At 58.9% G+C, this 25,635-nt stretch carries 26 protein-coding genes and 1 pseudogene; 14 read left to right on the top strand and 13 right to left on the bottom strand.

What is annotated here, in order from left to right:
* Positions 1 to 58: 58 nt before the first annotated feature.
* The 3 genes and pseudogenes from ATI02_RS06180 to ATI02_RS06170 all read right to left on the bottom strand — a co-directional run.
* A pseudogene (locus tag ATI02_RS06180) lies at positions 59 to 1,060 on the bottom strand (chitinase); the annotation flags it as partial.
* Positions 1,061 to 1,102: 42 nt separating this feature from the next.
* Positions 1,103 to 1,744, bottom strand: coding sequence for a lytic polysaccharide monooxygenase auxiliary activity family 9 protein (locus ATI02_RS06175; protein WP_100845750.1), 642 nt, complete (start codon positions 1,742 to 1,744; stop codon positions 1,103 to 1,105).
* A gap of 222 nt (positions 1,745 to 1,966) precedes the next feature.
* On the bottom strand, positions 1,967 to 2,404 hold the full coding sequence (locus ATI02_RS06170; RefSeq protein ID WP_095189699.1) for a hemerythrin domain-containing protein: 438 nt from the start codon (positions 2,402 to 2,404) through the stop codon (positions 1,967 to 1,969).
* Between the two features lie 149 nt (positions 2,405 to 2,553).
* On the opposite strand from ATI02_RS06170, the gene ATI02_RS06165 reads away from it, so the two are divergent.
* On the top strand, positions 2,554 to 2,979 hold the full coding sequence (locus tag ATI02_RS06165) for a GNAT family N-acetyltransferase (RefSeq protein WP_100845749.1): 426 nt from the start codon (positions 2,554 to 2,556) through the stop codon (positions 2,977 to 2,979).
* 99 nt (positions 2,980 to 3,078) lie between these two features.
* Here the strand turns inward: ATI02_RS06165 and ATI02_RS06160 are convergent, their stop codons facing one another.
* Positions 3,079 to 3,429 carry a hypothetical protein gene (locus ATI02_RS06160; RefSeq protein ID WP_100845748.1) on the bottom strand — a complete coding sequence of 117 codons (351 nt, stop codon included), beginning with the start codon at positions 3,427 to 3,429 and terminating at the stop codon, positions 3,079 to 3,081.
* A 134-nt stretch (positions 3,430 to 3,563) separates the two neighbouring features.
* Here ATI02_RS06160 and ATI02_RS06155 point away from each other — a divergent pair, with 134 nt between their 5' ends.
* From ATI02_RS06155 to ATI02_RS06120, 8 genes are all read left to right on the top strand, one after another.
* Complete coding sequence (locus ATI02_RS06155; protein ID WP_100848433.1) at positions 3,564 to 3,893, top strand: DUF6388 family protein; 330 nt, start codon at positions 3,564 to 3,566, stop codon at positions 3,891 to 3,893.
* A gap of 25 nt (positions 3,894 to 3,918) precedes the next feature.
* A complete protein-coding gene (locus ATI02_RS06150; protein WP_100845747.1) occupies positions 3,919 to 4,623 on the top strand; it encodes a YoaK family protein in 705 nt (234 codons plus the stop codon).
* A gap of 204 nt (positions 4,624 to 4,827) precedes the next feature.
* Positions 4,828 to 5,220 carry a sulfurtransferase complex subunit TusD gene (tusD, locus tag ATI02_RS06145; protein WP_100848432.1) on the top strand — a complete coding sequence of 131 codons (393 nt, stop codon included), beginning with the start codon at positions 4,828 to 4,830 and terminating at the stop codon, positions 5,218 to 5,220.
* A 1-nt stretch (position 5,221) separates the two neighbouring features.
* Entirely contained in the window at positions 5,222 to 5,578 is a 357-nt protein-coding gene (gene tusC, locus ATI02_RS06140) for a sulfurtransferase complex subunit TusC (protein WP_100845746.1), read from the top strand.
* Positions 5,578 to 5,871, top strand: a complete 294-nt coding sequence (gene tusB, locus ATI02_RS06135; RefSeq protein ID WP_100845745.1) for a sulfurtransferase complex subunit TusB — start codon at positions 5,578 to 5,580, stop codon at positions 5,869 to 5,871. The genes tusC and tusB overlap by 1 nt, the downstream gene beginning before the upstream one ends.
* Positions 5,868 to 6,203: a TusE/DsrC/DsvC family sulfur relay protein gene (locus ATI02_RS06130; protein ID WP_100845744.1), complete on the top strand. Its 336-nt coding sequence runs from the start codon at positions 5,868 to 5,870 to the stop codon at positions 6,201 to 6,203. Before tusB ends, ATI02_RS06130 begins: the two co-directional genes overlap by 4 nt.
* Entirely contained in the window at positions 6,200 to 7,201 is a 1,002-nt protein-coding gene (locus ATI02_RS06125) for a glycosyl transferase family protein (protein WP_100845743.1), read from the top strand. The genes ATI02_RS06130 and ATI02_RS06125 overlap by 4 nt, the downstream gene beginning before the upstream one ends.
* 91 nt (positions 7,202 to 7,292) lie before the next feature.
* Positions 7,293 to 8,294, top strand: a complete 1,002-nt coding sequence (locus ATI02_RS06120) for a glutathione S-transferase family protein (protein WP_100845742.1) — start codon at positions 7,293 to 7,295, stop codon at positions 8,292 to 8,294.
* Positions 8,295 to 8,410: 116 nt separating this feature from the next.
* Here ATI02_RS06120 and cysG read toward each other — a convergent pair whose 3' ends face one another.
* The 6 genes from cysG to ATI02_RS06085 form a co-directional block, all read right to left on the bottom strand.
* Entirely contained in the window at positions 8,411 to 9,805 is a 1,395-nt protein-coding gene (gene cysG / locus ATI02_RS06110) for a siroheme synthase CysG (protein WP_100845741.1), read from the bottom strand.
* Complete coding sequence (gene serS, locus ATI02_RS06105) at positions 9,806 to 11,086, bottom strand: serine--tRNA ligase (protein ID WP_095189688.1); 1,281 nt, start codon at positions 11,084 to 11,086, stop codon at positions 9,806 to 9,808. It abuts the gene before it with no gap.
* A gap of 15 nt (positions 11,087 to 11,101) precedes the next feature.
* Positions 11,102 to 11,476 (bottom strand): fluoride efflux transporter CrcB, encoded by a 375-nt coding sequence (crcB, locus tag ATI02_RS06100; protein ID WP_095189687.1) that lies wholly within the window; start codon positions 11,474 to 11,476, stop codon positions 11,102 to 11,104.
* The gene (locus ATI02_RS06095) at positions 11,476 to 12,798 is read right to left on the bottom strand and encodes a replication-associated recombination protein A (RefSeq protein WP_095189686.1); all 1,323 of its coding nucleotides are present in this window, start codon (positions 12,796 to 12,798) and stop codon (positions 11,476 to 11,478) included. Before ATI02_RS06095 ends, crcB begins: the two co-directional genes overlap by 1 nt.
* Before the next feature lie 152 nt (positions 12,799 to 12,950).
* Positions 12,951 to 13,571 carry an outer membrane lipoprotein periplasmic chaperone LolA gene (lolA, locus tag ATI02_RS06090; protein ID WP_095189685.1) on the bottom strand — a complete coding sequence of 207 codons (621 nt, stop codon included), beginning with the start codon at positions 13,569 to 13,571 and terminating at the stop codon, positions 12,951 to 12,953.
* 66 nt (positions 13,572 to 13,637) lie between these two features.
* Positions 13,638 to 16,046: a DNA translocase FtsK gene (locus ATI02_RS06085; protein WP_095189684.1), complete on the bottom strand. Its 2,409-nt coding sequence runs from the start codon at positions 16,044 to 16,046 to the stop codon at positions 13,638 to 13,640.
* Positions 16,047 to 16,549: 503 nt separating this feature from the next.
* On the opposite strand from ATI02_RS06085, the gene aat reads away from it, so the two are divergent.
* The 4 genes from aat to ATI02_RS06065 all read left to right on the top strand — a co-directional run bounded on the left by aat (position 16,550) and on the right by ATI02_RS06065 (position 20,767).
* Positions 16,550 to 17,230 (top strand): leucyl/phenylalanyl-tRNA--protein transferase, encoded by a 681-nt coding sequence (aat, locus tag ATI02_RS06080; protein WP_100845740.1) that lies wholly within the window; start codon positions 16,550 to 16,552, stop codon positions 17,228 to 17,230.
* A gap of 57 nt (positions 17,231 to 17,287) precedes the next feature.
* Complete coding sequence (locus ATI02_RS06075) at positions 17,288 to 17,995, top strand: arginyltransferase (protein ID WP_095189682.1); 708 nt, start codon at positions 17,288 to 17,290, stop codon at positions 17,993 to 17,995.
* Between the two features lie 112 nt (positions 17,996 to 18,107).
* Positions 18,108 to 18,326: a translation initiation factor IF-1 gene (gene infA, locus ATI02_RS06070; RefSeq protein WP_002553999.1), complete on the top strand. Its 219-nt coding sequence runs from the start codon at positions 18,108 to 18,110 to the stop codon at positions 18,324 to 18,326.
* 1,139 nt (positions 18,327 to 19,465) lie between these two features.
* Entirely contained in the window at positions 19,466 to 20,767 is a 1,302-nt protein-coding gene (locus tag ATI02_RS06065) for an IS4 family transposase (protein ID WP_100848404.1), read from the top strand.
* 124 nt (positions 20,768 to 20,891) lie between these two features.
* On the opposite strand, the gene clpA is transcribed toward ATI02_RS06065, so the two are convergent.
* A complete protein-coding gene (gene clpA / locus ATI02_RS06060) occupies positions 20,892 to 23,162 on the bottom strand; it encodes an ATP-dependent Clp protease ATP-binding subunit ClpA (protein WP_095189681.1) in 2,271 nt (756 codons plus the stop codon).
* 30 nt (positions 23,163 to 23,192) lie between these two features.
* Positions 23,193 to 23,576, bottom strand: a complete 384-nt coding sequence (gene clpS, locus ATI02_RS06055; protein WP_016987405.1) for an ATP-dependent Clp protease adapter ClpS — start codon at positions 23,574 to 23,576, stop codon at positions 23,193 to 23,195.
* Between the two features lie 224 nt (positions 23,577 to 23,800).
* Between clpS and cspD the strand changes: the two genes are divergently transcribed.
* Complete coding sequence (gene cspD, locus ATI02_RS06050; RefSeq protein WP_100845739.1) at positions 23,801 to 24,055, top strand: cold shock domain-containing protein CspD; 255 nt, start codon at positions 23,801 to 23,803, stop codon at positions 24,053 to 24,055.
* A 76-nt stretch (positions 24,056 to 24,131) separates the two neighbouring features.
* Here cspD and icd read toward each other — a convergent pair whose 3' ends face one another.
* Entirely contained in the window at positions 24,132 to 25,388 is a 1,257-nt protein-coding gene (gene icd / locus ATI02_RS06045; RefSeq protein WP_007920207.1) for an NADP-dependent isocitrate dehydrogenase, read from the bottom strand.
* Positions 25,389 to 25,635: the final 247 nt, after the last annotated feature.

The raw sequence follows: 25,635 nt of genomic DNA, 5'->3' as shown, positions 1-25,635 counted from the left end.
ACTAACGAGCGACGCGCGACAACGCGTCATCCGTTTCCTGCCCCACTGTTCGGGCGCCATGAATCAGCGGCCCGTAACGCCGACTGTACTCCCAGTTGTACGGCACACCGTCCTTGCTGACGCCGTTGTCCCAGTTGACCGACCACGTCATCAGCCCCTTGATCGGATGCCCCTTGATCGCTAACCGTTTGAGCGCATTGCCCACCACAGTCTTGTCCATCACGTAACCGGTGGCGGCTGCGTCGACGTTGGCCGGCAGACCGATGACGAATTTGTCGGCGGCAATCCGGGTGAAACCCCGCGTGCCCGTCACCAGACTTTCCGTCAGGTAGTAGAGGAAATCCTCTTTCAGCGCATCGTTGTTCTGCGCGATCCACGCGCCGGCGCCGTTGTTGGCCTCCGGCACCCAGACCCCGTCGCCACCCTGGTTATAGAACTGTGGGGCGATGAAGTCGTAGTAGCCTTCCAGCGCTTGCAGGTAATCGACGTACTTGCCGTTGCTGGTGAGGTACGGAAACTCCGGGGCCATGCTGATGATGAAGTGCTTGCCTTGGCCGGCGTAGTGATCCTTGACCAGTTTCAGCGCGGCTGGCAGAACGGTCTTGTTGGCAGCGAAATCAATCGCGCTCTGTTCAAGATCGATGTCCAGCCCATCAAAGCCGTAGGTCTCCACCAGACGGATGATTTCGTTGGCCAGCGGCTGTTCCTGCCCGCTGCGCAGTTCGATGTGCGCATCGGCTCCGCCAAGGGAGATCAGCACCGCCCGCCCCTGACTGTTGAGCACGCCGACCTGACGGCGGAACTCGGCATCCGAAACGTTGAACGGCTTGAAGGTCGGAACTCCGCTGCCCTTCATGAAGGCCACGGCGACCACGTTGTATTCCTTGGGCACATCCTCCAGCGCGATGCTGGCAAACCGGCCCTGCCGATAGCCATCACTCTGTCCTGCCGGCCAGTTGTGCCAGAAGCCCATGAGGATCTTTTTACCGGCAATGCTCGGCATCAGCGACGCCACATCAGTTGCCGGGTTTTGCATTAAAGAGAAGTCGATTTTTGACATGTTCTAATCCTTCAGAACCTGTGGATTTGGCGCGTTGCTCCGTTATTTGAAGTCGACGTCGAAGGCCTGATAGAAGGCATTGCCGGTGTTGGCGACGATCCACATCAGCACGATGACGTGATGCCCCTTCTTGTTCGCCGGAAGTTTCACCGAATGGTTGACCTTGGCCTTCAGCTCCGCCGAATGGCTGTAATAAGGCACCTGAGTGTAGAAGTCCTCGAAGAACGGTTGCGCTTCCAGTTGCGCACGGCTGATGCGCTGTTTCGGGTCCCAGCCATCCTTGGTAATCAGCCAGCGATAGCCACGGGTGGTGTGCGGCGCGGTGTATTCCCATTTGACCTCGAGGGTCTGGCCCGCGGTGACATTGAGCAGCGGCCAAGAGAACGGACGCCCGAGCTTCTTGCTCAGCTCTTCATCAGTGAAGTTCACGCAATCACGCGGATCGGTCTTGCCGCCGCTGAGGATGTAGCCGTCAGCCGGCGGCGCGACACTGGCAGAGTCGGTTTCGTAGGGCGCCGGAAACGGCCCGGCCGCCAGTGCCGGGAAGTTCTTGCCGCCTTCCATTTCATTGACCTGCCAGGCACCGAGCAATCCTTGCTCGATGGCGACCGCACCGCGGCTCGCCGGGGAGACGACGCGACCGTGTCGCAGTTGGGTTTGTGCTTGTGGTTGTGGTTGATTCATGGTTTTCACTCCGTTGATTTAAGAACTCTCCTTTCCGAGGAGAGGTCTTCACGCTAACGGAGGGGGATTTTTTGTCCATCGGCGGTTTTGTCGCAGCCATGATGGACACAATGGGTCAAACACCAAAAATACTGGATATAAACACAGTACATTGTGGCGATTCCTACTCAACGCATAGCCAAAGGCGTACAGGTCGACGTCACTAAGTCGCGCATCGGCGACTCACGGCAATTGAGCCTGGAACTCCTTTTCGTACGCTCCGGCTAGCTGCTCTTTCTGTTTTTCGTTGAGCAACTTGCCGGCCATCTGGAAGAACTTCTGCTCTTCTTCCTTGAGGTGGTGATGGACCTTGTCCGAGAGCTTTTTCGCAGTGGCCAGCCACGCCGGGCTCGACATCTCGGTCTCATCCAGCTCCTCCATCATCTCGTCCATCTCGTGGTGTTCGGAAATGGCGTGACGGCTGAGATCGACGCCGTTGTCGAATTCCATCAACGGAATGTAGAAGTGGCGTTCTTCGGCGGTTTCGTGGGCTTGCAGTTCGGCTTTGAGCTGTTTGTAGGCCTCGACGCGCTCCGGCGTATCGCCGCTGGTCTCGATCAGGGCTTTGGCGTAGGTGCGCTGGCGGTCATGGCTTTCGCGAAGAGCTTCGAAAATGTTCATGGGGTGTCCTCATCAACCGCGTTCTGGAATGACGCTGTAAAAAGCTAGACCGCAGCGCGAGCGCGGCGGTTCCACCGAGTTACAGAGGGGCTTGGAGGACGCCCCCTGCACAGGATAGGCTGCGGGTTCTCACCACAAGGAAGTCATGCATGAACTTGCGTATCGAGTTGTCGCACAACCCCACCGACGAACAACGCCAAGCCATACTCTTGCCCCTGATTGCGTATAACGATGCCAAAACGGGCGGCTCAAAGTCAGAACCGTTCGCCCTCATGGTGCGCGATGACCACGATGCAATCCTTGGCGGCTTGTATGGTCGTGTGATTTTTCAGTGGATGTTCATTGAGTTGCTGTCAGTGCCCGAACAGGGCCGGGGACGGGGCATTGGCTCGGAACTGATGGCCATGGCCGAAGCGTTGGCCAGAGAGAAGAATTGCCAGGGCATGTGGCTGGACACCTTCGACTTTCAGGCGCCTGGGTTTTACCAGAAGCTGGGGTTCAGCCAGTTTGGCGAGATCGTCGATTATCCGCCGGGGCACAAGCGGCATTTTTTCCAGAAGCGCTTGATGGATTGAATTTGACGGCCCCTTCGCGAGCAGGCTTGCTCCCACCTTGAAATGCATTGCTGTGGGAGCGAGCCTGCTCGCGAAGACGCAAGCCGCCTCAACACATCATCAAAGGCAAGTCGCCAACGCCGCCAAACGACGCTTGGCCACGAAATCGTCCTTCTGCGCGTAGTAACTCAACGCCGTGCCCGACGCCTGCGTGCTGACATCGACAAACGACTCCGCCGAACGCGTGTAGACCGTCGAACCGCCCTTCTTGCCCGGTTGCAGATAAGCCCCGGCATCCACGCCGAACACTGCTTCGTCCTGCCACGCGAATTGCACGCACTGGGCGACGACTTTCTCAGGCTTGTCCGAGGTCAGGGTTTTGTAGGGAGTTTTAGTGCGAGCATCGTCCATCACCGAACCCGCGCAACCGGCCAGCACCGTCGCGGCCAGCGCCACCATCAGAATTCGCATTGCATTGGCTCATTCAGAAAAAAGCGGACTGTATCACCGCAGCAGCAGTAATCGTTCTGCTTTACTGCATTTATAGCGCGACACGCGCAGGCCGCTGCGGCAACCTAAGGTCATCAGCCTCACAAGGAAAACCCATGGCGCCTACCGATCAGCGACATGAACACGCTCTGCAACTGTTTCTCGATCAACGCCCCGAATTGCGCGAAACGCTTGATCATCTCAATCCGCTGTTGGCCCAAGCCAAGGGTGAAACCCAGGCGCAGTATCGCGAAGAACGCCTGCACGAAGCCTTTGAGGAGGAGGCAGAAAGCCTCGGGTTGTTTGCTTGGGAACTGACTTTGAAACTGACGGCCGATTCGCCTGAGGAATATCAGGCCCAGCGTCTTGAGGTGCACCGCGAAGTAGCGGAAATGGCCGGCATGGAGTGGCTGGAGTATTGCGACCTGTATGGAATAGAACCGTAACCGCCGCTCAAGGAAACAATTGACGATGCTGCCTTCCGCCTCGACTCACCGCGCCAGTCCCGGCCATCTGTACACGCAGAAATGGCGTGGCCGCGTGGGGCTGGCGCTGGTGGCCAGCCTGTCGGTGCTGGCCGGAATGACCGACGCCATCGGTTTCATGGCCAGCGGCGACTTCGTCTCGTTCATGAGTGGCAACACCACGCGGCTGGCAGTGGCGATCAGTGATGGCGATCTCGGGCTGACCGTGCGTCTGGTGATTCTTGTCGCGACTTTTATTGTCGGCAATGCCCTGGGCGTGCTTGTCGCGCGCCTCGGCGGACGACGGGCGCTGCCGCTGCTGCTGTGCATCGCCACCCTGCTCTGCGCCGCGGCAGCCTGGCCGTTTGACTCGCAACTGCCGGCACTGCTGGCGGCGATCATCGCCATGGGCATGCTCAATGCGTCGGTCGAAGAGGTGAATGGTCTGCCGGTCGGGCTGACCTATGTCACCGGGGCGTTGTCGCGGTTTGGTCGTGGACTGGGCCGGTGGATGCTCGGCGAGCGGCGCAGCGGCTGGCGCGTGCAACTGGTGCCGTGGAGCGGGATGTTCATCGGCGCGATTCTTGGCGCGGTGCTGGAACACCATTTGGGGCTCAAGGCGATGTTCGTCAGCGGGCTGCTCGCGGCGACAGTAGGTGCGCTGTCACTGGCCATTCCGCGACGCTGGCAACTCGGCTACATGCCCCGTTGAAACACGATGCCCCTGCAGGAGCTGCGGCACGTTCGGGCCGCGATCGGACGATCTTTTGATCTTGTTTTTAAAAAGCAAAATCAAAAGATCGCAGCCTCGTTTCACTCGACAGCTCCTACAGGGTTATAGCCAGAAGCAACTTGGGTTTCGCGGCTGCCTCGATAAAGCTTTATCATGGCCGCAGTTTTGCTGACCGAGTCCGTCATGAAGTTTGCCATCGCGCTGTTTTCCGCCGCTCATGCGCCCTCCTCGCGCCGTGCCCTGCTGTTTGCGCAGGCTGCACTGGCCGGTGGGCATGAGATTGTCCGGTTGTTTTTCTATCAGGACGGCGTCTACAACGCCTCCGATGCGGTAGTTACGCCGCAAGACGAACTGGACTTGCCCAAGCAATGGCGCGCTTTCATCAGCGAGCAGAACCTCGACGGCGTGGTGTGCATCGCTGCAGCCCTGCGCCGTGGTGTGTTGAATGACGAAGAAGCCAAGCGCTATCAGCGTGACGCCGTGTCCGTCAGCGCACCGTGGGAATTGTCCGGCCTCGGCCAGTTGCATGACGCGGTACAAGACGCTGACCGCCTGATCTGTTTCGGAGGCGCGTGAAATGGCCAGATCCCTGTTGATCATCAGCCGCCAATCGCCATGGTCCGGCCCCGGCGCCCGCGAAGCGCTGGACATCGTACTGGCCGGCGGTGCCTTCGATCTGCCGATCGGTCTGCTGTTTCTCGATGACGGCGTGCTGCAACTGGCCGCCGGGCAAAATGCCAAGGCCCTGCAACAGAAAGACCTGAGCGCCAACCTGCAAGCGCTGCCAATGTTCGGCGTTGAAGAGCTGTTTTATTGCACCGACAGCGCCACCAGCCGTGGCCTGAACACGCTGTCGCTGGACGAAGCGCAACCGCTCGCCGCCGAGCAAATCACCGCCCTTATTGACCGTTACGACCAGGTGATCACCCTCTGATGTCGACTTTGCATGTGTTGTCTCATTCCCCGTTTGGCGACGATCGCCTGACCAGTTGCCTGCGCGTGATCGGCAGTGCCGACGCCTTGCTGCTCTGTGGCGACGCGGTATATGCCTTGCAACCGGGCACCGCGCCGTTCGCCGCGCTGCAAACCGGACAGGTAAAACTGTTCGTGTTGGCGGAAGATGCACAAGCCCGCGCCGTAGAGACTCCAGACTGGGCCCAAGCCATCGACTATCCGGCCTTTATCGAACTGTCGATCCACCACGACAAGGTCAACAGCTGGCTATGAATTCGATGACCGTCGGCGCCCGCGCCATCGAACTGGATAAGGATGGCTTTCTGGTCGACCTCAGCGACTGGTCACGCGAGGTCGCCAGCGCCCTCGCCGCCGCTGAGGACATCGAGCTGACCCCGGAACACTGGGAAGTCCTCGAACTGCTGCGCAGCTTCTATGCAGAATTCCAGCTGTCGCCGGCGACCCGGCCGTTGATTAAATACACCGCGCTGAAACTTGGCCCCGAAAAAGGCAATAGCCTGCACCTGAACCGACTGTTCAAAGGCACCCCTGCCAAACTCGCCGCAAAACTGGCGGGCCTGCCCAAACCGACGAATTGCTTATGACTGACTATCCAGCGCTGACCCTCGAAACACCTGCCGAGCACCCGTTCGCTCAGTTCGTACGGATTCTTGGCAAGGGCAAGCGCGGAGCGCGCGATCTGACCCGCGAAGAAGCTCGCGAAGCCATGGGCATGGTGCTCGACGACAAGGTCGAAGACACCCAGCTCGGCGCGTTTCTGATGTTGCTGCGGCATAAAGAAGAAAGCGCCGAAGAAATGGCCGGTTTCACCGAGGCCCTGCGCGAGCGGTTGCAGGCGCCAGCGCTGAACGTCGACCTGGACTGGCCGACCTACGCCGGCAAGAAACGCCATTTGCCTTGGTATCTGCTGGCAGCCAAGTGCCTGGCGCAGAACGGCGTACGCATCTTCATGCATGGCGGCGGCGCACACACCGCCGGGCGGTTGTACACCGAGCAACTGCTGGGCGAGCTGAGCATCCCGTTGTGCCGTAACTGGCAGCAAGTCGGCACGGCGCTGGATAACGGAGGCTTGGCGTTCATGCCATTGATGGACTGGGCGCCACAACTGCAAAAGATGATTGATCTGCGCAACACCATGGGGCTGCGCTCACCGATCCACTCGCTGGCACGGATTCTCAATCCACTGGGTGCGCGCTGCGGCCTGCAAAGCATCTTCCACCCCGGTTACCAAGCCGTACACCGTGATGCCAGCGGTTTGCTCGGCGACACGGCGATTGTGGTCAAGGGCGATGGCGGCGAAATCGAGATCAACCCGGATGCCGACAGCCATCTCTATGGCACCAGCGGCGGCGAGAGCTGGGACGAGGAATGGCCGCAATTGTCAGCCCAGCGCCACGTCAAACCGGCCTCGCTGGACGTCGAGCATTTGAAAGCGGTGTGGCGCGGAGAAGTGGTCGACAGCTACCCGCAAATGGCCTTGATCTCGACGATGGCGTTGGCGCTGCGAGGCCTTGGCCAAAGCCGCGACCAAGCGTTCGACACCGCCGAGCAGTATTGGGCCGCACGAGACAAATCGATTTAACCGATCATTCACGCCCGATCTTTGCGCTTTTTGTTCGAACTCATGCGAATAGACTCGACTCCAACGCTTATTGGTTTCAGGAGTCTTGAACATGGGTTTACTCGTTGATGGCCACTGGCAGGACAAGTGGTACGAGAGCAGCAAGGACGGCGCGTTCCAGCGCGAACAGGCGCAACGACGCAACTGGGTCACCGCCGACGGCCAGCCTGGTCCGAGCGGTGAAGGCGGTTTTGCCGCCGAGGCCGGGCGCTATCACCTCTACGTTTCGCTCGCCTGTCCATGGGCGCATCGCACGCTGATCCTGCGCAAACTCAAAGGTCTGGAACGTCTGATCGACGTTTCGGTGGTCAGTTGGTTGATGCTGGAAAACGGCTGGACCTTCGACACGACGCTCGGCTCCACCGGCGACAAGCTCGACCACTTCAATTTCATGCACCAGCGCTACACCGCCGACACGCCCGACTACACCGGTCGCGTCACCGTACCGGTGCTGTGGGACAAAAAGCTAAAGCGCATTGTCAGCAACGAATCGGCGGAGATCATCCGCATGTTCAACAGTGCGTTCGATGATCTGACTGGCAATGATCTGGACTTCTACCCGGCTGCGCTGCGTGGCGAGATCGATGCTCTGAATGAACGGATTTACCCGGCGGTGAACAATGGCGTGTATCGCGCCGGGTTCGCGACGTCGCAACAGGCTTATGAAGAAGCGTTCGACGAGGTGTTTGCCGAACTCGATCACTTGGAGCGGGTGCTGGGTGCCAACCGTTATCTGAGTGGTGAATACCTGACTGAAGCGGATGTGCGCCTGTTCACCACAATGATTCGCTTCGATGCCGTGTATCACGGGCACTTCAAGTGCAACCTGCGGCGGATTGCCGATTATCCGAATCTGTCGAACTGGTTGCGCGAGCTGTATCAGTGGCCGGGGATTGCCGAAACGGTGGATTTCCAGCACATCAAAAATCACTACTACGGCAGCCACAAGACCATCAATCCGACGGGGGTTGTGCCGAAGGGGCCGGAGCAGGATTTCACTGCGGCGCATGATCGGACGCGGTTGGCTGGGAAAGGGATTTGGCGCCGGGGCTGAGTTACTCAGCGTTTTTGAAGGCCTCTTCGCGAGCAGGCTCGCTCCCACAGGGGATTTGTGAATGACACAGATCCAATGTGGGAGCGAGCCTGCTCGCGAATGGGGCAACTCGGTTCTCAGACCTGCGCCTGAGCCCCTTCGAACCACGCCAGCTTCTCGCGCAGTTGCACCACTTCGCCAATGATCACCAGTGTCGGCGCATGCACTTCATGCTCCGCCACCATCTTCGGCAAATCGGCCAGCGTGCCGGTGAAGACCCGCTGGTTGACCGTGGTGCCCTGCTGAATCAACGCCGCCGGGGTATCCGCCGCACGACCATGCTTGATCAACTGCTCGCAGATCACCGGCAATCCGACCAGGCCCATGTAGAACACCAGCGTCTGCGCCGGAGAGACGAGGTCGGCCCATGGCAGATCGGTGGAACCGTCCTTCAAGTGCCCGGTGACAAAGCGCACTGACTGCGCGTAATCACGATGAGTCAGCGGAATCCCGGCATACGCCGCACAACCGCTCGCCGCCGTGATGCCTGGCACCACCTGGAAGGGAATGCCGTGGGCAGCCAGCTCTTCGATCTCTTCGCCGCCACGGCCGAAGATAAACGGATCACCGCCCTTCAAGCGCACCACACGCTTGCCGGCCTTGGCCAGATCGACCAGTTGCTGGTTGATCTGATCCTGCGGCACCGCATGCTCAGCGCGACGCTTGCCGACGTAAACCCGCTCGGCATCGCGACGGCACAGATCAAGAATGGCCGGCGCGACCAAACGGTCGTACAGCACCACATCGGCCTGCTGCATCAGACGCAGCGCACGGAAGGTCAGCAGATCCGGGTCACCCGGCCCTGCTCCCACCAGATACACCTCACCCGTGGTGATGTCGGCTTCGCCATCAATCTTCGCCTGCAACAGGCGCTCAGCTTCGGCGCCCTGCCCGGCCAGTTGCCGATCGGCAATCGGCCCTTGAAACACGTCTTCCCAAAAACCGCGACGCTGCTGCACATCCGGAAACAGGCTTTTCACCTGATTACGGAAACGCGCGGCGAGACCGGCCAGTTGGCCGTAGGTCGAGGGAATCCAGGTTTCGATCTTGGCGCGAATCAATCGCGCCAGCACCGGCGCATCGCCGCCGCTGGAGATCGCGACGATCAGTGGCGAGCGATCGACGATCGCCGGGAAGATCACGCTGCACAGGGCAGGTGCGTCGACCACGTTGACCGGCACACAACGCCGATGGGCGTCGGTGGAAACTTGTGCGTTAAGCGTTTCGTCGTCGGTGGCGGCGATGATCAGCACGCAACCGTCCATATCCGCCTCAACGTAACCGCGCAACAGGCACTCGCCATCACTGGCGACAACCAACTCACGCAGTTGCGTTTCGATTTCAGGTGCGACCACCCGCAGCAGCGCACCGGCATCGGCCAGCAGGCGGGATTTGCGCAAGGCAATTTCCCCCCCACCGACGACCAACACACGACTGCCGCGCAGGTTGTGAAACAGCGGCAGATATTTCATTTAGCCGATAACCTCAAGGCCACCCATGTACGGCTTCAGCACGTCCGGCACACGGATCGAACCGTCGGCCTGCTGGTAGTTTTCCAGCACCGCAACCAAGGTACGACCGACCGCCAGGCCGGAACCGTTCAAGGTGTGTACCAGCTCAGGCTTGCCGGTTTCCGGGTTACGGAAGCGCGCCTGCATACGGCGGGCCTGGAAGTCGCCGCAGTTGGAGCACGACGAGATTTCGCGGTATTTGTCCTGGCTCGGGATCCACACTTCGAGGTCGTAAGTCTTGACCGCGCCGAAGCCCATGTCGCCGGTACACAGCGCCAGGGTGCGGTAAGGCAGGCCAAGCAGTTGCAGAACTTTTTCGGCGTTGGCGGTCAGGCCTTCCAGCGCTTCCATCGAGGTCGACGGCTCAACGATCTGAACCATTTCAACCTTGTCGAACTGGTGCTGACGGATCATGCCGCGAGTGTCACGACCCGACGCGCCGGCTTCACTGCGAAAGCACGGCGTGTGCGCAACGAACTTGATCGGCAGCAGTTTCGAATCGACGATTTCGCCAGCGACGATGTTGGTCAGCGACACTTCGGCGGTCGGGATCAGGTACAGATCGGCTTCGCCTTCGCGAGCGATCTTGAACAGGTCTTCTTCGAACTTGGGCAGTTGACCGGTGCCTTGCAGCGCCGGGGCCTGAACCAGATAAGGCGTGTACGCCTCTTCGTAGCCGTGTTCGTTGACGTGCAGGTTGATCATGAACTGCGCCAGTGCGCGGTGCAGACGGGCGATCGGGCCACGCAACAGGGCGAAACGCGCGCCGGACAGTTTGGCGGCGGTTTCAAAGTCCAGCCAGCCGAACTTCTCGCCCAGCGCCACGTGGTCTTTCACTTCGAAGTCGAACGCGGTCGGCGTGCCCCAGCGGCGCACTTCAACGTTGTCGTCTTCGTCCTTGCCGACCGGAACGGATTCGTGTGGCAGGTTCGGGATACCGAGCAGGATCGAGTCCAGTTCAGTCTGGATTGCGTCCAGCTCGACTTTACCGGCGCTCAACTCGCCCGCCATGCGCTCGACGTCCGCCATCAGCGGCGCGATGTCTTCGCCGCGCTGCTTGGCCTGACCGATGGATTTGGAACGCGCGTTACGCTCAGCCTGCAGTGCTTCGGTGCGGGTCTGGACGGTCTTGCGCTGTTCTTCCAGCGCTTCGATGCGCGCGGTATCCAGGGCAAAGCCACGGGAAGCCAGGCGGTCCGCTACGTCCTGAAGGTTGCTACGTAACAGTTTAGAATCGAGCATGTCGGTTTCTCGTTATCAAAGTTTGGTCAAGGACAGGCCGGCCCACGTCGCGAGCAGCCCGCCGAATACGCTGAGTGCCGCATAGCCGAGGGCCAGCAACACTTGCCCGCTTTCCAGCAGGCGCACCGTATCCAGTGAAAAGGATGAAAAAGTCGTCAGCCCCCCGAGGAAGCCGACCATCAACCCGGCACGCACCTCGATCGGCACTTCCGGGCGTATCAAAAACAGGCCGTACAACACGCCAATCAGCAGACAGCCCACGATATTAACGGCCAGCGTCGCGGTATAGAAGTGCCGCGGCCAATTGGCGTTGACCCAATTGCCGGTAGCGAAGCGCAACAAGGTGCCGGCAACCCCGCCGGCGGAGACCGCAATGATCAATGGAAGCACTATTTTCTCCGTTGCCGAGGGCTTAAACGATCAAGTTGAGCGAGGTGGTTGAGCTTCTCGCCGATCTTCAATTCCAGGCCTCGCGGTACTGGCTGGTAGAACGAGATCGGGTCGAGCTCTTCCGGGAAATAGTCTTCGCCGGCGGCGTAGGCGTCCGGCTCGTCGTGGGCGTAGCGGTACTCGTCGCCGTAACCCAATTGTTTCATCAGTTTGGTCGGCGCGTTGCGCAGGTGCAGCGGCACCTCCAGCGAGCCGTTTTCCGCGGCGGCGCGCAAAGCGCTCTTGAAGCCCATGTACACCGCGTTGCTTTTCGGCGCGCAGGCCAGATAGGTGATGGCCTGCGCCACGGCCAACTCGCCTTCCGGGCTGCCGAGGCGCTCCTGCACTTCCCACGCCGCCAGGCACAGGCTCAGCGCGCGCGGGTCGGCGTTGCCGATGTCTTCGCTGGCCATGCGCACCACGCGCCGGGCCAGGTACAGCGGATCGCAACCGCCGTCGATCATCCGTGCGAACCAGTACAACGCGCCATCGGGGTTGGAGCCGCGTACCGATTTGTGCAGCGCGGAGATCTGGTCGTAGAACGCTTCACCGCCCTTGTCGAAACGCCGGCGCGTGTCGCCGAGCAGACTTTGCAGCAGCTCGGTGCCGATCTCGCTGTCGTCTTCGGCCAGATCGGAGGCGTTTTCCAACAGATTGAGCAGGCGCCGGCCATCGCCATCGGCGGCGGACAGCAGCATCTGGAAGCCTTCGTCGTTCAGCGTCAGGTTGCGCTTGCCCAGACCGCGCTCTTCGGTGAGCGCGCGGTGCACCAATTTGCGCAGCGCTGCTTCGTCGAGACTTTTCAGCACGTAGACGCGCGCCCGCGACAACAGCGCGTTGTTCAGTTCGAACGAAGGGTTTTCGGTAGTGGCGCCGATGAAGATCAGCGTGCCGTCTTCGACATACGGCAGGAACGCGTCCTGCTGGGATTTGTTGAAACGGTGCACTTCATCGACGAACAAAATGGTGCGCTTGCCGTACTGGCCGGCCTGCTGCTTGGCGATTTCAACGGCCTGACGGATCTCTTTGACCCCGGCGAGGACCGCCGAGACCGTTTCGAAGTGTGCATCCGAGACTTCCGCAAGCAACCGCGCCAACGTGGTCTTGCCAACGCCCGGCGGGCCCCAGAAGATCATCGAATGCAGGGCACCCTGCTCCAGCGCCTCACGCAGAGGCTTGCCGCGAGCGAGCACGTGCTCCTGACCGACGTACTCATCCAGATTGGTCGCACGCAAACGCGCGGCCAGTGGCTGGGCAATCGGTGCACTGCGAAACAGATCCATCACGTAGCGTTGAAACCTCTATTTGAATCCGGTCGATCAGATGGCCGTTGTGGGAGCGGGCTTGCTCGCGAAAGCAATTTGTCATTCAACATTGAAGGTGACTGATATACCGCTTTCGCGAGCAGGCTCGCTCCCACAAGGGGTTTTGGAGCTTATTCCTGGATCACGTCGGCACCTTTGGGGATGTCGAACTTGAACTTCGACGCCGGCACGGCTTCGTTGGCCTTCACCCCGGTGAACAGGATGTTGGTGCGCTGGCCGACGCTGTCGATCAGTTGCATGTCATTAAGCAGACCGTTGCGGAACGACAGGCGCAGGTTGTCGAACAGGGTGTCCTTGGTTTTCGGCTTGAGGGTGAAGTCGATCACGCCGCCCGCCTCTTTCGCGCTGATGTCGAAGCTCTGGCTGATCTTCGACACGTCACCGGACAGCAGCAGCGCCGGGGTCTGGGTCAGACGCTCGTCGAGCTTCTTGATGGTCGCCTGTTCCAGATCCGGATCCCACAGGGTGACCTTTTTGCCATCGGAAACCATGGTCTGTTCGGCCGGCGCATTGGTGTGCCAGTAAAACAGGCCCGGACGCTGCAGGGTCATGTCACCGGTGGTTTCCTGCAACTGAGTGCCGCTGCCGTCGAGGGTCAGCTGCGAGAAGTTTGCACTCAGGGTCTTGGATGTTTCCAGCAATTGGGTCAGACGAGCCACGTCCTTGTCATCGGCGTGGGCCGTGAATGTGGTCAGAGCCAGTACTGGCAGCAGCATGCGGATAAGACGCATGGGAGTCCTCTTGAATACTCGTGGGAGAGCGGCGGGACATCATTGTCCCGCCTGTTGCTTTTGGGCTCAGTCGCGTACCGGGCCAGGGGCCAGAACTTCACGCGAACCGTTGGTGTTCATTGATGTGACGACGCCGGCCATTTCCATGGCTTCGATCATCCGGGCGGCACGGTTGTAGCCGATTTTCAGCTTGCGCTGCACCGCGGAGATCGAGGCACGACGGCTTTCCAACACGAACTGTACGGCTTCGTCATACAGCGCATCGGCTTCCGGATCATCACCGTCACCGCCACCGCTGCTGCCTTCAAAACCACTGCCCGCCTCTTCGACACCGTTGAGGATGTCGTCGTTGTATTCCGGTGCGCCGCGCAGTTTCCACGCTTCGACCACACGGTGGACTTCATCGTCGGAAACGAACGCGCCGTGAACCCGGATCGGCAGGCTGGTGCCCGGCGGCATGTAGAGCATGTCACCGTGGCCGAGCAATTGTTCGGCGCCGCCCTGGTCGATGATGGTTCGCGAGTCGATCTTGCTCGACACCTGGAACGCCATACGGGTCGGAATGTTGGCCTTGATCAGACCAGTGATCACGTCCACCGACGGCCGCTGGGTCGCCAGGATCAAGTGAATACCGGCCGCACGCGCTTTCTGGGCGATACGGGCGATCAGTTCTTCAACCTTCTTGCCGACGATCATCATCATGTCGGCGAATTCGTCGACGACCACAACGATGGTTGGCAGCTTCTGCAACAGCGGCGCTTCGTCGTGAATGCTTTCGCGCTTGTACAGCGGATCGCTCAACGGCTCGCCGGCGTCCTGGGCTTCCTTGACCTTGGCGTTGAAGCCGGACAGGTTACGCACGCCCATCTTCGCCATCAGCTTGTAGCGACGCTCCATCTCGGCGACGCTCCAGCGCAGGGCATTGGCGGCATCCTTCATGTCGGTCACCACCGGGCACAGCAGGTGCGGAATGCCTTCGTAGATCGACAGTTCCAACATCTTCGGGTCGATCATGATCAGTTTGGCGTCTTCCGGGCCAGACTTGAACAGGATCGACAGGATCATGGCGTTCACACCCACCGACTTACCGGAACCGGTCGTACCGGCCACCAGCAAGTGCGGCATCTTCGCCAGGTCGGTGATCACCGGTTTGCCGCCGATGTCGTGGCCCAGGGCCAACGTGACCGGCGATTTGAAGTTGTCGTACTCAGGCGTCGACAGCACTTCGGAGAAGCGCACGATCTGCCGGTCTTCGTTCGGAATCTCGATACCGACCGTGGTCTTGCCCGGAATCACTTCGACCACCCGCACACTGGTCACGGCCAGGGAGCGCGCGAGATCTTTCGCGAGGTTGGCGATACGGCTGACTTTTACCCCGGCGGCAGGCTGGATTTCGTAACGGGTAATCACCGGGCCTGGGTGGATCGAATCCACCGTAACTTCGACGCCGAATTCCTTGAGCTTGATCTCCAGCAAGTGGCCGACCGCTGCCAGGGATTCCGGCGAGTAATTGAGTTGTTTCTTTTCCGCAGGATCGAGAATCGAGATCGGCGGCAAGGTGCCTTCCACCGCACTGTCGACGAACAGCGGCGCCTGCTTCTCTTTCTGCACACGCTTGCTCGGCTCGGGCGCCTTGGCCGGTGCCGGGGCGATGACCGGTGGCACTTGTTTCTCGCGGTCGGACATGTGCTTGCTCAGCGCCTGCTCACGTTCGATCAGGCGCTCCTTGACCTTGGCCTGCTCACGCTTGTCAGTGACGGTCGGGGCGACCACGTCGTGGACGCGATCATCGACTTCCCGCAGTTGCGCGACCAGTTGCTTGCGCTCGGTACGCGCCGACCACCAGCGATTGAGCGCGCCCTGGAACAGTTCGAACAGGTCGAGGGTGATCTTGCCGGTGATGTCCATCACCTTGAACCACGACAGGTCGGTGAACACCGTCAGGCCAAACAGGAACAGGGCAATGAACAGCAGCGTGCTGCCTTGAATGTTGAGCGCATTCTTGGCCAGATCGCCAAGGCTTTCACCCAGCGCACCACCGGCGCCAGCGGGCAGACCGGTGGCGGCGTGGAAATGGATATGTGCCAGCGCGGCACCCGACAGCACCAGAAACACCAGACCGATCAGGCGCCAGGAAAACAGCCAGCCGCTCCACTGCCACGGTTCGTGGCGCTGGCGGAAGATCTGATACGCCTTGACCGCCAGCAGCAACGGGAAGATATAAGCAAAGTAACCGAGCACCATGAACAGAATATCGGCGCTGTAGGAGCCCGCCGGGCCGCCGAAATTCTGTACGTCGTCGATCTTGCTGTTGTGGCTCCAGCCCGGATCGTCCTTGCCGTAGGTGAGCAAAGCCATCATCAGGAACAGGCACAAGGCGCCAATGGCGATCAATGCACCTTCCTTGAGCCGGTAGTGCAATTGCTGACGCCAGAGCGGAACGACTGTTTTTGGTGCTTCGGTGGATTTCTTCAAAACGCTACTTTTCCTGCGCCCGAGGCGCGTCCATCTATTGAATGACGATAAAAAACTGCCCAATCCAGGCAGGTAAAAAAATTGACGGGCACAACTGAGACTACTTTTAACACTGTGCTGCCGATTTTATAAATACCGCTATAAACACGACGCCCAGCGAATATTCTGTAACAGCCCGGCATTGTACGGGTTTGTACGTCTGATGCCATGCTTCAAAGCCCAGCATTGAGCATAGCCAAGCGCACACAACCTGCGAAGCAATTTGAGCATGCATTACCTTTTGTGACAAAGGCTTATGAGCTGTATTTGATGAACGTAGCGAAGCTGTTGATGACCGGTTGCAGGCCAGCCCGCAGCGCTCGCTTACGACCGCGTCGAGCTCGCCAAGTTGCAACACGACCTGCGTCGCGCAGGATCGGCACGACATTCGTGTCATTTAACGGCACACTTTAGCGCGGGCTGCACCGCCCTCACCGCCCTCCCCTTCTGCAAGCCTGGATGCCATGCTGACTTGGTTACAACGCAACTCCCTGACTTTTCCGCCACTGGAAAAGGCCATGCGCGACCCCAACGGATTGCTCGCCGCGGGTGGCGACCTGTCCGCTGATCGTCTGATTCAGGCTTATCGCCATGGCTGCTTTCCGTGGTTTTCCGAAGGCCAGCCGATTCTCTGGTGGTCGCCTGACCCTCGCACCGTGCTGTTTCCCGACGAACTGCATGTCTCGCGCAGCCTGGGAAAACTGCTGCGCCAGCAGCGCTACCAAGTGACCTTCGACCAGGACTTCGATGCAGTAATCCGCGCCTGCGCCGCGCCACGGGACTACGCCGATGGCACCTGGATCACAGAAGCCATGCAGGATGCCTACGTTGAGCTGCATCGACGCGGCTTTGCCCATTCGGTGGAGGTCTGGGATCAGGGTGAACTGGTTGGTGGCCTGTACGGCCTGGCGATGGGACAGTTGTTTTTCGGTGAGTCGATGTTCAGCCGCGCCGACAATGCCTCCAAGTTCGGCTTTGCGACATTGGTAAAACATCTGAAATCCTCGGGCTTCGTGCTGATCGATTGCCAGATGCCGACCGATCACCTGCACAGTCTCGGCGCCCGGGCGATTCCGCGCCTCGAATTCGCCGAGTATCTGGCCCGGCATCTGGATCAACCCAATCTTGCCACCTGGGTTTGCTGAGCGACTTTTGCGCGCGTGGCTTACACTTAATTCACCAGCTTATCCCGAGGGTTGATCATGACCGAGTTGGCGCGTTTGAAGTTCTATGCCACTCAGCCCCACTCTTGCAGTTATCTGCCCGAGGAGCAGGCCACGACCCTGTTTCTCGACCCGAGCCAGCCCATGGATGTGCATGTTTACGCAGACCTGTCGGAAATGGGCTTTCGTCGCAGCGGCGACCATTTGTATCGGCCCCATTGCCAGAACTGCAATGCGTGTGTGCCTGCGCGCATTCCGGTAGCGCAATTCATTCCCAATCGTCAGCAGAAACGGATTTTCAAACGCAATACCGATTTGCAGGTACGCCCCGCCAAGCCCCAGTTCAGCGAAGAGTATTTCGACCTGTACCAGCGCTACATCGAACAGCGCCACGCCGACGGCGACATGTATCCGCCGAGCCGTGATCAATTCTCGACTTTTCTGGTGCGTGACCTGCCCTTCTCGCGCTTTTACGAGTTCCGACTCGACGGACGGTTGCTCGCCGTGGCGGTAACCGATTTGCTGCCGAACGGGCTGTCAGCCGTGTACACCTTCTACGAACCGGCCGAAGAACGCCGCAGCCTTGGCCGATTTGCCATCCTCTGGCAAATAGCCGAGGCCCAACGTCTCGGGCTTGAGGCGGTATACCTCGGCTACTGGATCAAGAACTGCAAAAAGATGAACTACAAGACGCAATATCGCCCCATTGAATTGCTGATTAATCAGCGCTGGGTCATCCTCAACTAAACCCAAGCCGTAAACCCCTTGGCGTAAACCCCATTTTTCGGGCACAATGCACGCCGCTTTTGCCTGGCGCAGTTGCACCGGGCCATTCATTGGATACCGAGGGCTTTACTGCATGTCGAAAGAAGACAGCTTCGAAATGGAAGGCACTGTCGTCGACACCCTGCCCAACACCATGTTTCGTGTGGAGTTGGAAAATGGGCACGTCGTAACCGCGCATATTTCCGGCAAGATGCGCAAGAACTACATTCGTATTCTTACCGGTGACAAAGTGCGCGTCGAGCTGACGCCCTATGACTTGAGCAAAGGGCGGATCACTTACCGCGCTCGTTAATCAAGTCAATACAAGACGCCCGGCTTTGCCGGGCGTTTTTGTTTGTCTGGGATTTGTTTTTTTGGGTTGCGGGTGTATATCCGTTGCTGCGGGTGTTGCTGATTAGGGTTCCGCCCTGACGGCGGGTCACCTTTTCCAAACGCCGAAAAGGTAACCCAAAAGGCTTTACCCTGACGTACGGCACTTCGCTTAGGCTCAGTGTTCCCTCGCTACGGTGTCCATCCGGGGGCATCGCCTACGGTTTGCTTCGCTGCACCTCCTCTCGATGTGTGCGGCTGCGCCGCACGGCGCTACGCGCCTACCCCCCGGATGAACACCTCCGCTCGGCCTGCCGATGGGCCTGGAGATCAAAAGCAACGTCAAAAGCCTTCGCGACGCGAAGCAAGATCAAAAGATCGTCCGATCGCGGCCCGAGCCTTCGGCAGCGCCTAAAGGTAAGTTGATTACATCTGCCTGAGATTGGTCGGCTGTCAGGCCGCCTTCGCGAGCAGGCTCGCTCCCACAGTGGGGTTGAGTACAACCGCCAGAGCCTGGTCGACTGTCAGGCCGCCTTCGCTGGCAAGCCAGCTCCCACAGTGGGAGTGAGTACATCCGTCAGAACTTGGTCGGCTGTCAGGCCGCCTTCGCTGGCAAGCCAGCTCCCACAGTGGGAGTGAGTACATCCGTCAGAACTTGGTCGGCTGTCAGGCCGCCATCGCTGGCAAGCCAGCTCCAAAAGGAAAATAAGTACACCCCCGCACGCGGCGCATGCCGCCCCACTCAACACAATGAGCGCAAGCTCGAGTACCGCTCTTGATCTTAGAGCCCGTCGGAAGGCTGAGTGGAGGGATTGATCCGGGGATGGGAGCGCAGCGACCGTTTGGCGCAGCCAAACACATCGAGAGGAGGTGCAGCGAAGCAAACCGGAGGCGATGCGCCCGGATCAATCCCGCAGCGAAGGAACCCGAGCCACAGCGAGGGCCGTACGTCAGGGCACAGACCTTTTGGTTACTTTTGGGGCGTTTGCCAAAAGTGACCCGCCGTCAGGGCCATCCCTTTCAAGGTCTTAGGTAAAATCCCCTGATACTTCAGCCAGGAGGACCCGAACGATGTGGGCCGATGTTCTAGCGCGTTTCGAGAAAAAAGCACCTGCCAGTGTCATGGCCAAATTGGCGCTGGAGCAGGCCATTGCGCCTGAGTGGATTGATCAGGTCTTCGAAGAGCATCGGCAACGGCAGTATTCTCGTGAGCTACTGTTCTCGACCATCATCAAGCTGATGTCCCTTGTTTCATTGGGCTTGAAGCCATCCCTGCACGCCGCCGCGCGGCAACTGGAAGATCTTCCTGTCAGTTTGGCTGCCCTCTACGACAAGATCAGTCGTACTGAACCTGCGCTGTTACGCGCTCTGGTCACAGGTTGTGCGCAACGTCTGACTCCGACCATCAAGGAGCTGGGCTGCACCAAAACGTTGCCGGGCTGGCAGCTTCGAGTGGTGGACGGCAATCATTTGGCTTCCACTGAGAAACGTCTGGGCGCTCTACGCCATGAGCGAGGCGCCGCTCGTCCTGGCTTTTCGGTGGTTGTTTACGACCCCGATCTCGATCAGGTCATCGACCTTCAGGCGTGTGAGGATGCCTACGCAAGCGAGCGTGTTTGCGTGCTGCCTCTACTGGCCAATGCCGAGCCAGGCCAAGTGTGGCTGGCTGATCGACTCTATTGCACGCTCCCGGTCATGGAGGCTTGTGAGCAGGTCCAGACATCCTTTGTCATTCGTCAGCAAGCCAAACATCCACGCCTGATTCAAGAGGGTGAGTGGCAAGAACCCGTGCCTGTGGAAACAGGCACTGTGCGTGAGCAGATCATCCAGGTCAGAGGCGGTTACCAATGTCGGCGTGTCGAACTGACGCTTCATTCGCCAACAGACTCGGGTGACAGCAGCTTGATGTTCTGGAGCAATCTACCCCAAAGCGTCAGCGCACAGCAGATCGCGCAACTCTATCGCCGTCGCTGGAGCATTGAAGGCATGTTCCAGCGACTGGAAGCGATCCTGGAAAGTGAAATCGAAACTCTTGGCAGCCCAAAGGCTGCCTTACTCGGGTTCGCCACTGCGGTGTTGGCCTACAACGTCCTGGCCGTCCTCAAACGAAGCGTCGAGCAAGCTCACCGGGATACCCAGCCTGACGGCTGGGAAGCCTCGATCTATCACTTGGCGGTTCAGGTCAGGAGTGGTTATGAGGGAATGCAGATTGCGCTGCCTTCGGAATATCTTCCCGTCATTCCTCTGGAAAAACTGGCCCAGCGCTTACTAGAGCTGGCCAGCAACATCCAACCCAAACAAGTTGCGAAAAGCCCCCGTGGCCCCAAAGTGCCTAAGCCCAAGACATGGGTCCAAGGCACGGCGGTGCATGCGCATGTTTCAACGGACAGAGTAATCAAGGCTGCCAAAACTAAAAGACCTTGAAAGGGATGGCCGTCAGGGCGGAACCCTAAGAAGCCGTTACCGCAGCAACGGATATACACCCAACCCCCAAAAACCCCAGACAACAAAAAGGCGCCCGAAGGCGCCTTTCACTTACAACAGGCCGTCAGGCCATCTCAGCGGTAGTCTCGAAGTCAAACGTCAACTCACCATCCTTGATGTCGATGTGCACCACACCGCCATGCTCGGCCAGTTCGCCAAACAGAATCTCCTCCGCCAGCGGACGCTTGATCTTGTCCTGGATCAGACGCGCCATTGGGCGAGCGCCCATTGCCGAGTCATAACCACCGGCCGCCAGCCAACTACGCGCCGCATCAGTAACCTCAAGCAGAACACGCTTGTCTTCCAGCTGCGCCTGAAGTTCGGTGAGGAACTTGTCCACCACACTTTTGATGACCTCATGACTGAGGCGACCAAACTGGATAATGGTATCCAGACGGTTGCGGAATTCCGGCGTGAAGCTCTTCTTGATCACTTCCATCGCATCAGACGAGTGGTCCTGATGGGTGAAACCGATCGAAGCACGAGCGGCCGTTTCGGCGCCTGCGTTGGTGGTCATGATCACGATCACGTTGCGGAAGTCCGCCTTGCGCCCGTTGTTGTCGGTGAGCGTGCCGTGGTCCATCACCTGCAGCAGCAGGTTGAAGACTTCCGGATGCGCCTTCTCGATTTCATCGAGCAACAGTACGCAGTGCGGCTGCTTGGTGATCGCTTCGGTCAACAGACCACCCTGATCGAAGCCGACATAGCCTGGCGGCGCACCGATCAGACGCGATACGGTGTGACGCTCCATGTACTCGGACATGTCGAAGCGCACCAGCTCGATCCCCAACGCCTTGGCCAATTGCCGCGCAGCCTCGGTTTTACCGACACCGGTAGGCCCTGCGAACAGGAACGAACCGACCGGCTTGTCAGGCGACTTGAGACCGGCACGGGACAGCTTGATCGCAGTCGACAGCGAATCAATCGCCGCGTCCTGACCAAACACCGTCAGCTTCAGATCACGCTCCAGGTTACGCAGCAGCTCCTTGTCGGAACTGGTGACGTGCTTAGGTGGAATCCGCGCGATCTTCGCCACGATGTCTTCGACCTGCGCCACTTCGATACGCTTGACGCGTTTCTCGACTGGCTGCAGACGCTGATAGGCGCCCGCCTCGTCAATGACATCAATGGCCTTGTCGGGCATATGCCGGTCATTGATGTAACGCGACGCCAGCTCAGCGGCAGCGCGCAACGACTCATCGCTGTACTCGATGCTGTGGTGCGCCTCGAAACGCCCCTTGAGCCCGCGCAAGATGCCGATGGTGTCTTCCACCGACGGCTCGACGACGTCGACTTTCTGGAAGCGCCGCGCCAAGGCACGGTCCTTCTCGAAGATACCGCGGAATTCCTGGAACGTGGTCGAGCCGATGCAGCGAATGTCGCCAGACGACAGCAGCGGTTTGAGCAGGTTCGAGGCATCCATCACGCCACCCGACGCAGCGCCGGCACCAATGATGGTGTGGATCTCGTCAATGAACAGGATCGCCTGCGGACGTTTTTTCAGTTCATTGAGCAGCGCCTTGAAGCGCTTCTCGAAATCACCGCGATACTTGGTGCCCGCGAGCAGAGCACCGAGGTCGAGGGAGTAAACAACGCTGTTGGCCAACAGATCCGGAACCTGGTTGTCGACAATGCGCTTGGCCAGGCCTTCGGCAATCGCGGTTTTACCCACGCCTGCTTCACCGACCAGCAGCGGATTGTTTTTGCGCCGACGCGCAAGAATCTGCGCGACACGCTCGACTTCCGACTCACGGCCGACCAGCGGATCTATTCGACCCTGACGCGCGAGTTCGTTGAGGTTGCTGGCATAAGCATCCAGAGGATTGCCTGAAGAAGAAGACTCACCGCCCTCGTCGTCCTGCATATCTTGTTCACCTTCAGAGTGATCGCCATGCCCCGGCACTTTGGAAATGCCGTGTGCGATGTAATTGACGACATCGATGCGCGCAACGCTCTGCTGTTTCAGCAGGAACACTGCCTGACTCTCTTGCTCACTGAAGATGGCAACCAGCACGTTGGCGCCGGTTACTTCGCGTTTGCCCGAGCTCTGTACGTGGAAAACAGCACGTTGCAGTACACGCTGGAAGCCCAGGGTTGGCTGGGTTTCGCGATCTTCGTCATGAACGGGGATCAATGGCGTGGTGGAGTCGATGAACTCCTGCAGGTCGTGCTTGAGTTTGTCGAGGTTTGCGCCGCAGGCACGCAAAACGGTGGCGGCAGCCTCATTGTCCAATAGGGCCAGCAAAAGGTGTTCGACGGTCATGAATTCATGACGTTTCGAACGAGCCTCCTTGAAGGCTAGATTGAGGGTGACTTCGAGCTCGCGGTTTAACATAGCTTCACCTCATACCCAAGTGGTCGGCGATTAACCGTCCTTCTCGATTTCACAGAGTAGCGGATGCTGGCTTTCCCTGGCGTACTGGTTGACCTGCATGGCCTTTGTCTCGGCGATGTCGCGGGTAAACACTCCACATACTGCCCGTCCTTCTGTGTGGACGGCCAGCATGACCTTGGTCGCCAGCTCGCGATTCAGGTTAAAAAACACCTCGAGCACTTCGACGACGAAATCCATCGGTGTGTAGTCATCGTTGAACAAAACCACCTTGTACATCGGCGGCGCCTGTAACGCAGGCTTTGCTTCCTGAACAGCAACGCCTGCCGAATCGTCGTCGTGCTCCTCTGGAAGATCCTTTTGGAGAAGCGGGCGATCCTGATTGAATGTTAGTCGAATCTGGCTGATTGCATGCATGGAAAGAAAGGTTCGTCAGTTGTGCAAATACAGTGGTGGGGGCGGTTGTCCACGTTTTCAACTCCGACTGCCCGGTCACCTTGACTATCGGGAAAACGGTGTTACAACCAATAGAGCCCACAGTGGGTAAAAAAGATCCGCGGAGTCAATCCTTTTAACGGATTAGATTGCGGATGACTTGGATGATACTCCAGCGATGGAGTCTGTTGCAGAGGGATTTGAGCATGGCTGTCGGCAAGGTGAAATGGTTCAACAATGCCAAAGGGTACGGTTTTATTGTCGAGGACGGCAAGAATGAGGATCTGTTTGCCCATTACTCGGCCATCAAAATGGATGGTTATAAAACCCTGAAGGCCGGACAAGCCGTCAAATTCGAAATTATCCAGGGTCCAAAAGGCCTGCATGCCATCGACATCAGCGCCGCTGCGACTGCAGAAACGTTTACACCTGCTGTCGCCCCGCAAACTGTCACGGCCTGACTGACACCATAAATTCAGCCATAAAAAACCGCCTGACTCAATTCATCGAGTCAGGCGGTTTTTGTGTGCCTGCATTTTACATGTGCGAAATCAGCGCGTCCCCGAAGCCCGACGACGAAACCAGCTTGGCGCCGTCCATCAATCGTTCGAAGTCATAGGTCACGGTTTTGGCACTGATGGCGCCGTTGGTGCCCTTGATGATCAGATCCGCCGCTTCGGTCCAGCCCATGTGGCGCAGCATCATCTCGGCCGAGAGAATCAGCGAACCCGGGTTGACCTGATCCTTGCCGGCGTACTTCGGCGCAGTACCGTGAGTCGCTTCAAACATTGCCACGGTGTCGGACAGGTTGGCGCCCGGCGCAATACCGATACCGCCCACTTCGGCCGCCAGGGCGTCGGAGAGGTAGTCGCCGTTGAGGTTGAGGGTCGCGATCACATCGTATTCGGCCGGGCGCAGCAGGATCTGCTGGAGCATGGCGTCGGCGATGGCATCTTTGACCACAACGTTCTTGCCGGTTTTCGGATTCTTGAACTGCATCCACGGGCCGCCGTCGAGCAGGGTCGCGCCGAACTCTTCGGCGGCCACTTCGTAGGCCCACTCTTTGAAGGCACCTTCGGTGAACTTCATGATGTTGCCTTTGTGCACGATGGTCAGCGAATCGCGGTCGTTATCGACCACATATTGCAGAGCCTTGCGTGCCAGGCGCTTGGTGCCTTCCAGCGAAACCGGCTTGACGCCGATGCCGCAGTTTTCGTCGAAACGGATCTTGGTGACGCCCATTTCTTCTTTAAGGAATTTGATGACCTTGGTAGCTTCCGGCGAACCGGCCTTCCATTCGATACCGGCGTAGATGTCCTCGGAGTTCTCGCGAAAGATGGTCATGTCGACATCGCCAGGCTTTTTCACCGGGCTTGGCACACCTTCGAACCAACGCACCGGACGCAGACAGACGTACAGGTCGAGTTGCTGACGCAGGGCCACGTTCAGCGAGCGGATGCCGCCACCGACCGGGGTCGTCAGCGGGCCTTTGATGGAAACCACGTAATCCTTCACTGCATCCAGGGTTTCCTGAGGCAGCCAGGTGTCCTGGTCATAAACCTGAGTGGCTTTTTCCCCGGCGTAGACTTCCATCCAGGAAATCTTGCGTTTACCGCCGTATGCCTTTTGAACTGCAGCATCGACAACCTTGATCATCACCGGACTGATGTCGACACCAATGCCGTCACCTTCGATGAAGGGGATGATCGGGTTATCAGGAACATTGAGAGAATGGTCTGCATTGACGGTGATTTTGTCGCCGACGGCTGGAACCTGAATCTTCTTGTAACCCATGCTGAACTCCATTGTTTGGATTGAACATCTGGCTTGGTTCGAGCGTAACCCAGTTAAATCAACACGCAAACCCTCTGTTCGTGGCGCGCCTACATCTCGTTTCGTACAAGCCTGAAAGCAAAGGGAAAAGCGCCAAACTCAAGCATTGGCGACGACTCTACGCCCCACCCCGCCCTGCGACCTTTAGACCAATGGACGAGAATCGTTGCATATGAACCATCGGCAGATTGCCAGCTACCTATGTATA

Origin of the sequence: Pseudomonas baetica (genome assembly GCF_002813455.1) — a bacterium.
Taxonomy (GTDB): Bacteria; Pseudomonadota; Gammaproteobacteria; order Pseudomonadales; family Pseudomonadaceae; genus Aquipseudomonas; species Aquipseudomonas baetica.
Note: the sequence above shows the minus strand (reverse complement) of the source record. Positions and strands in the feature narration are given on the sequence as shown.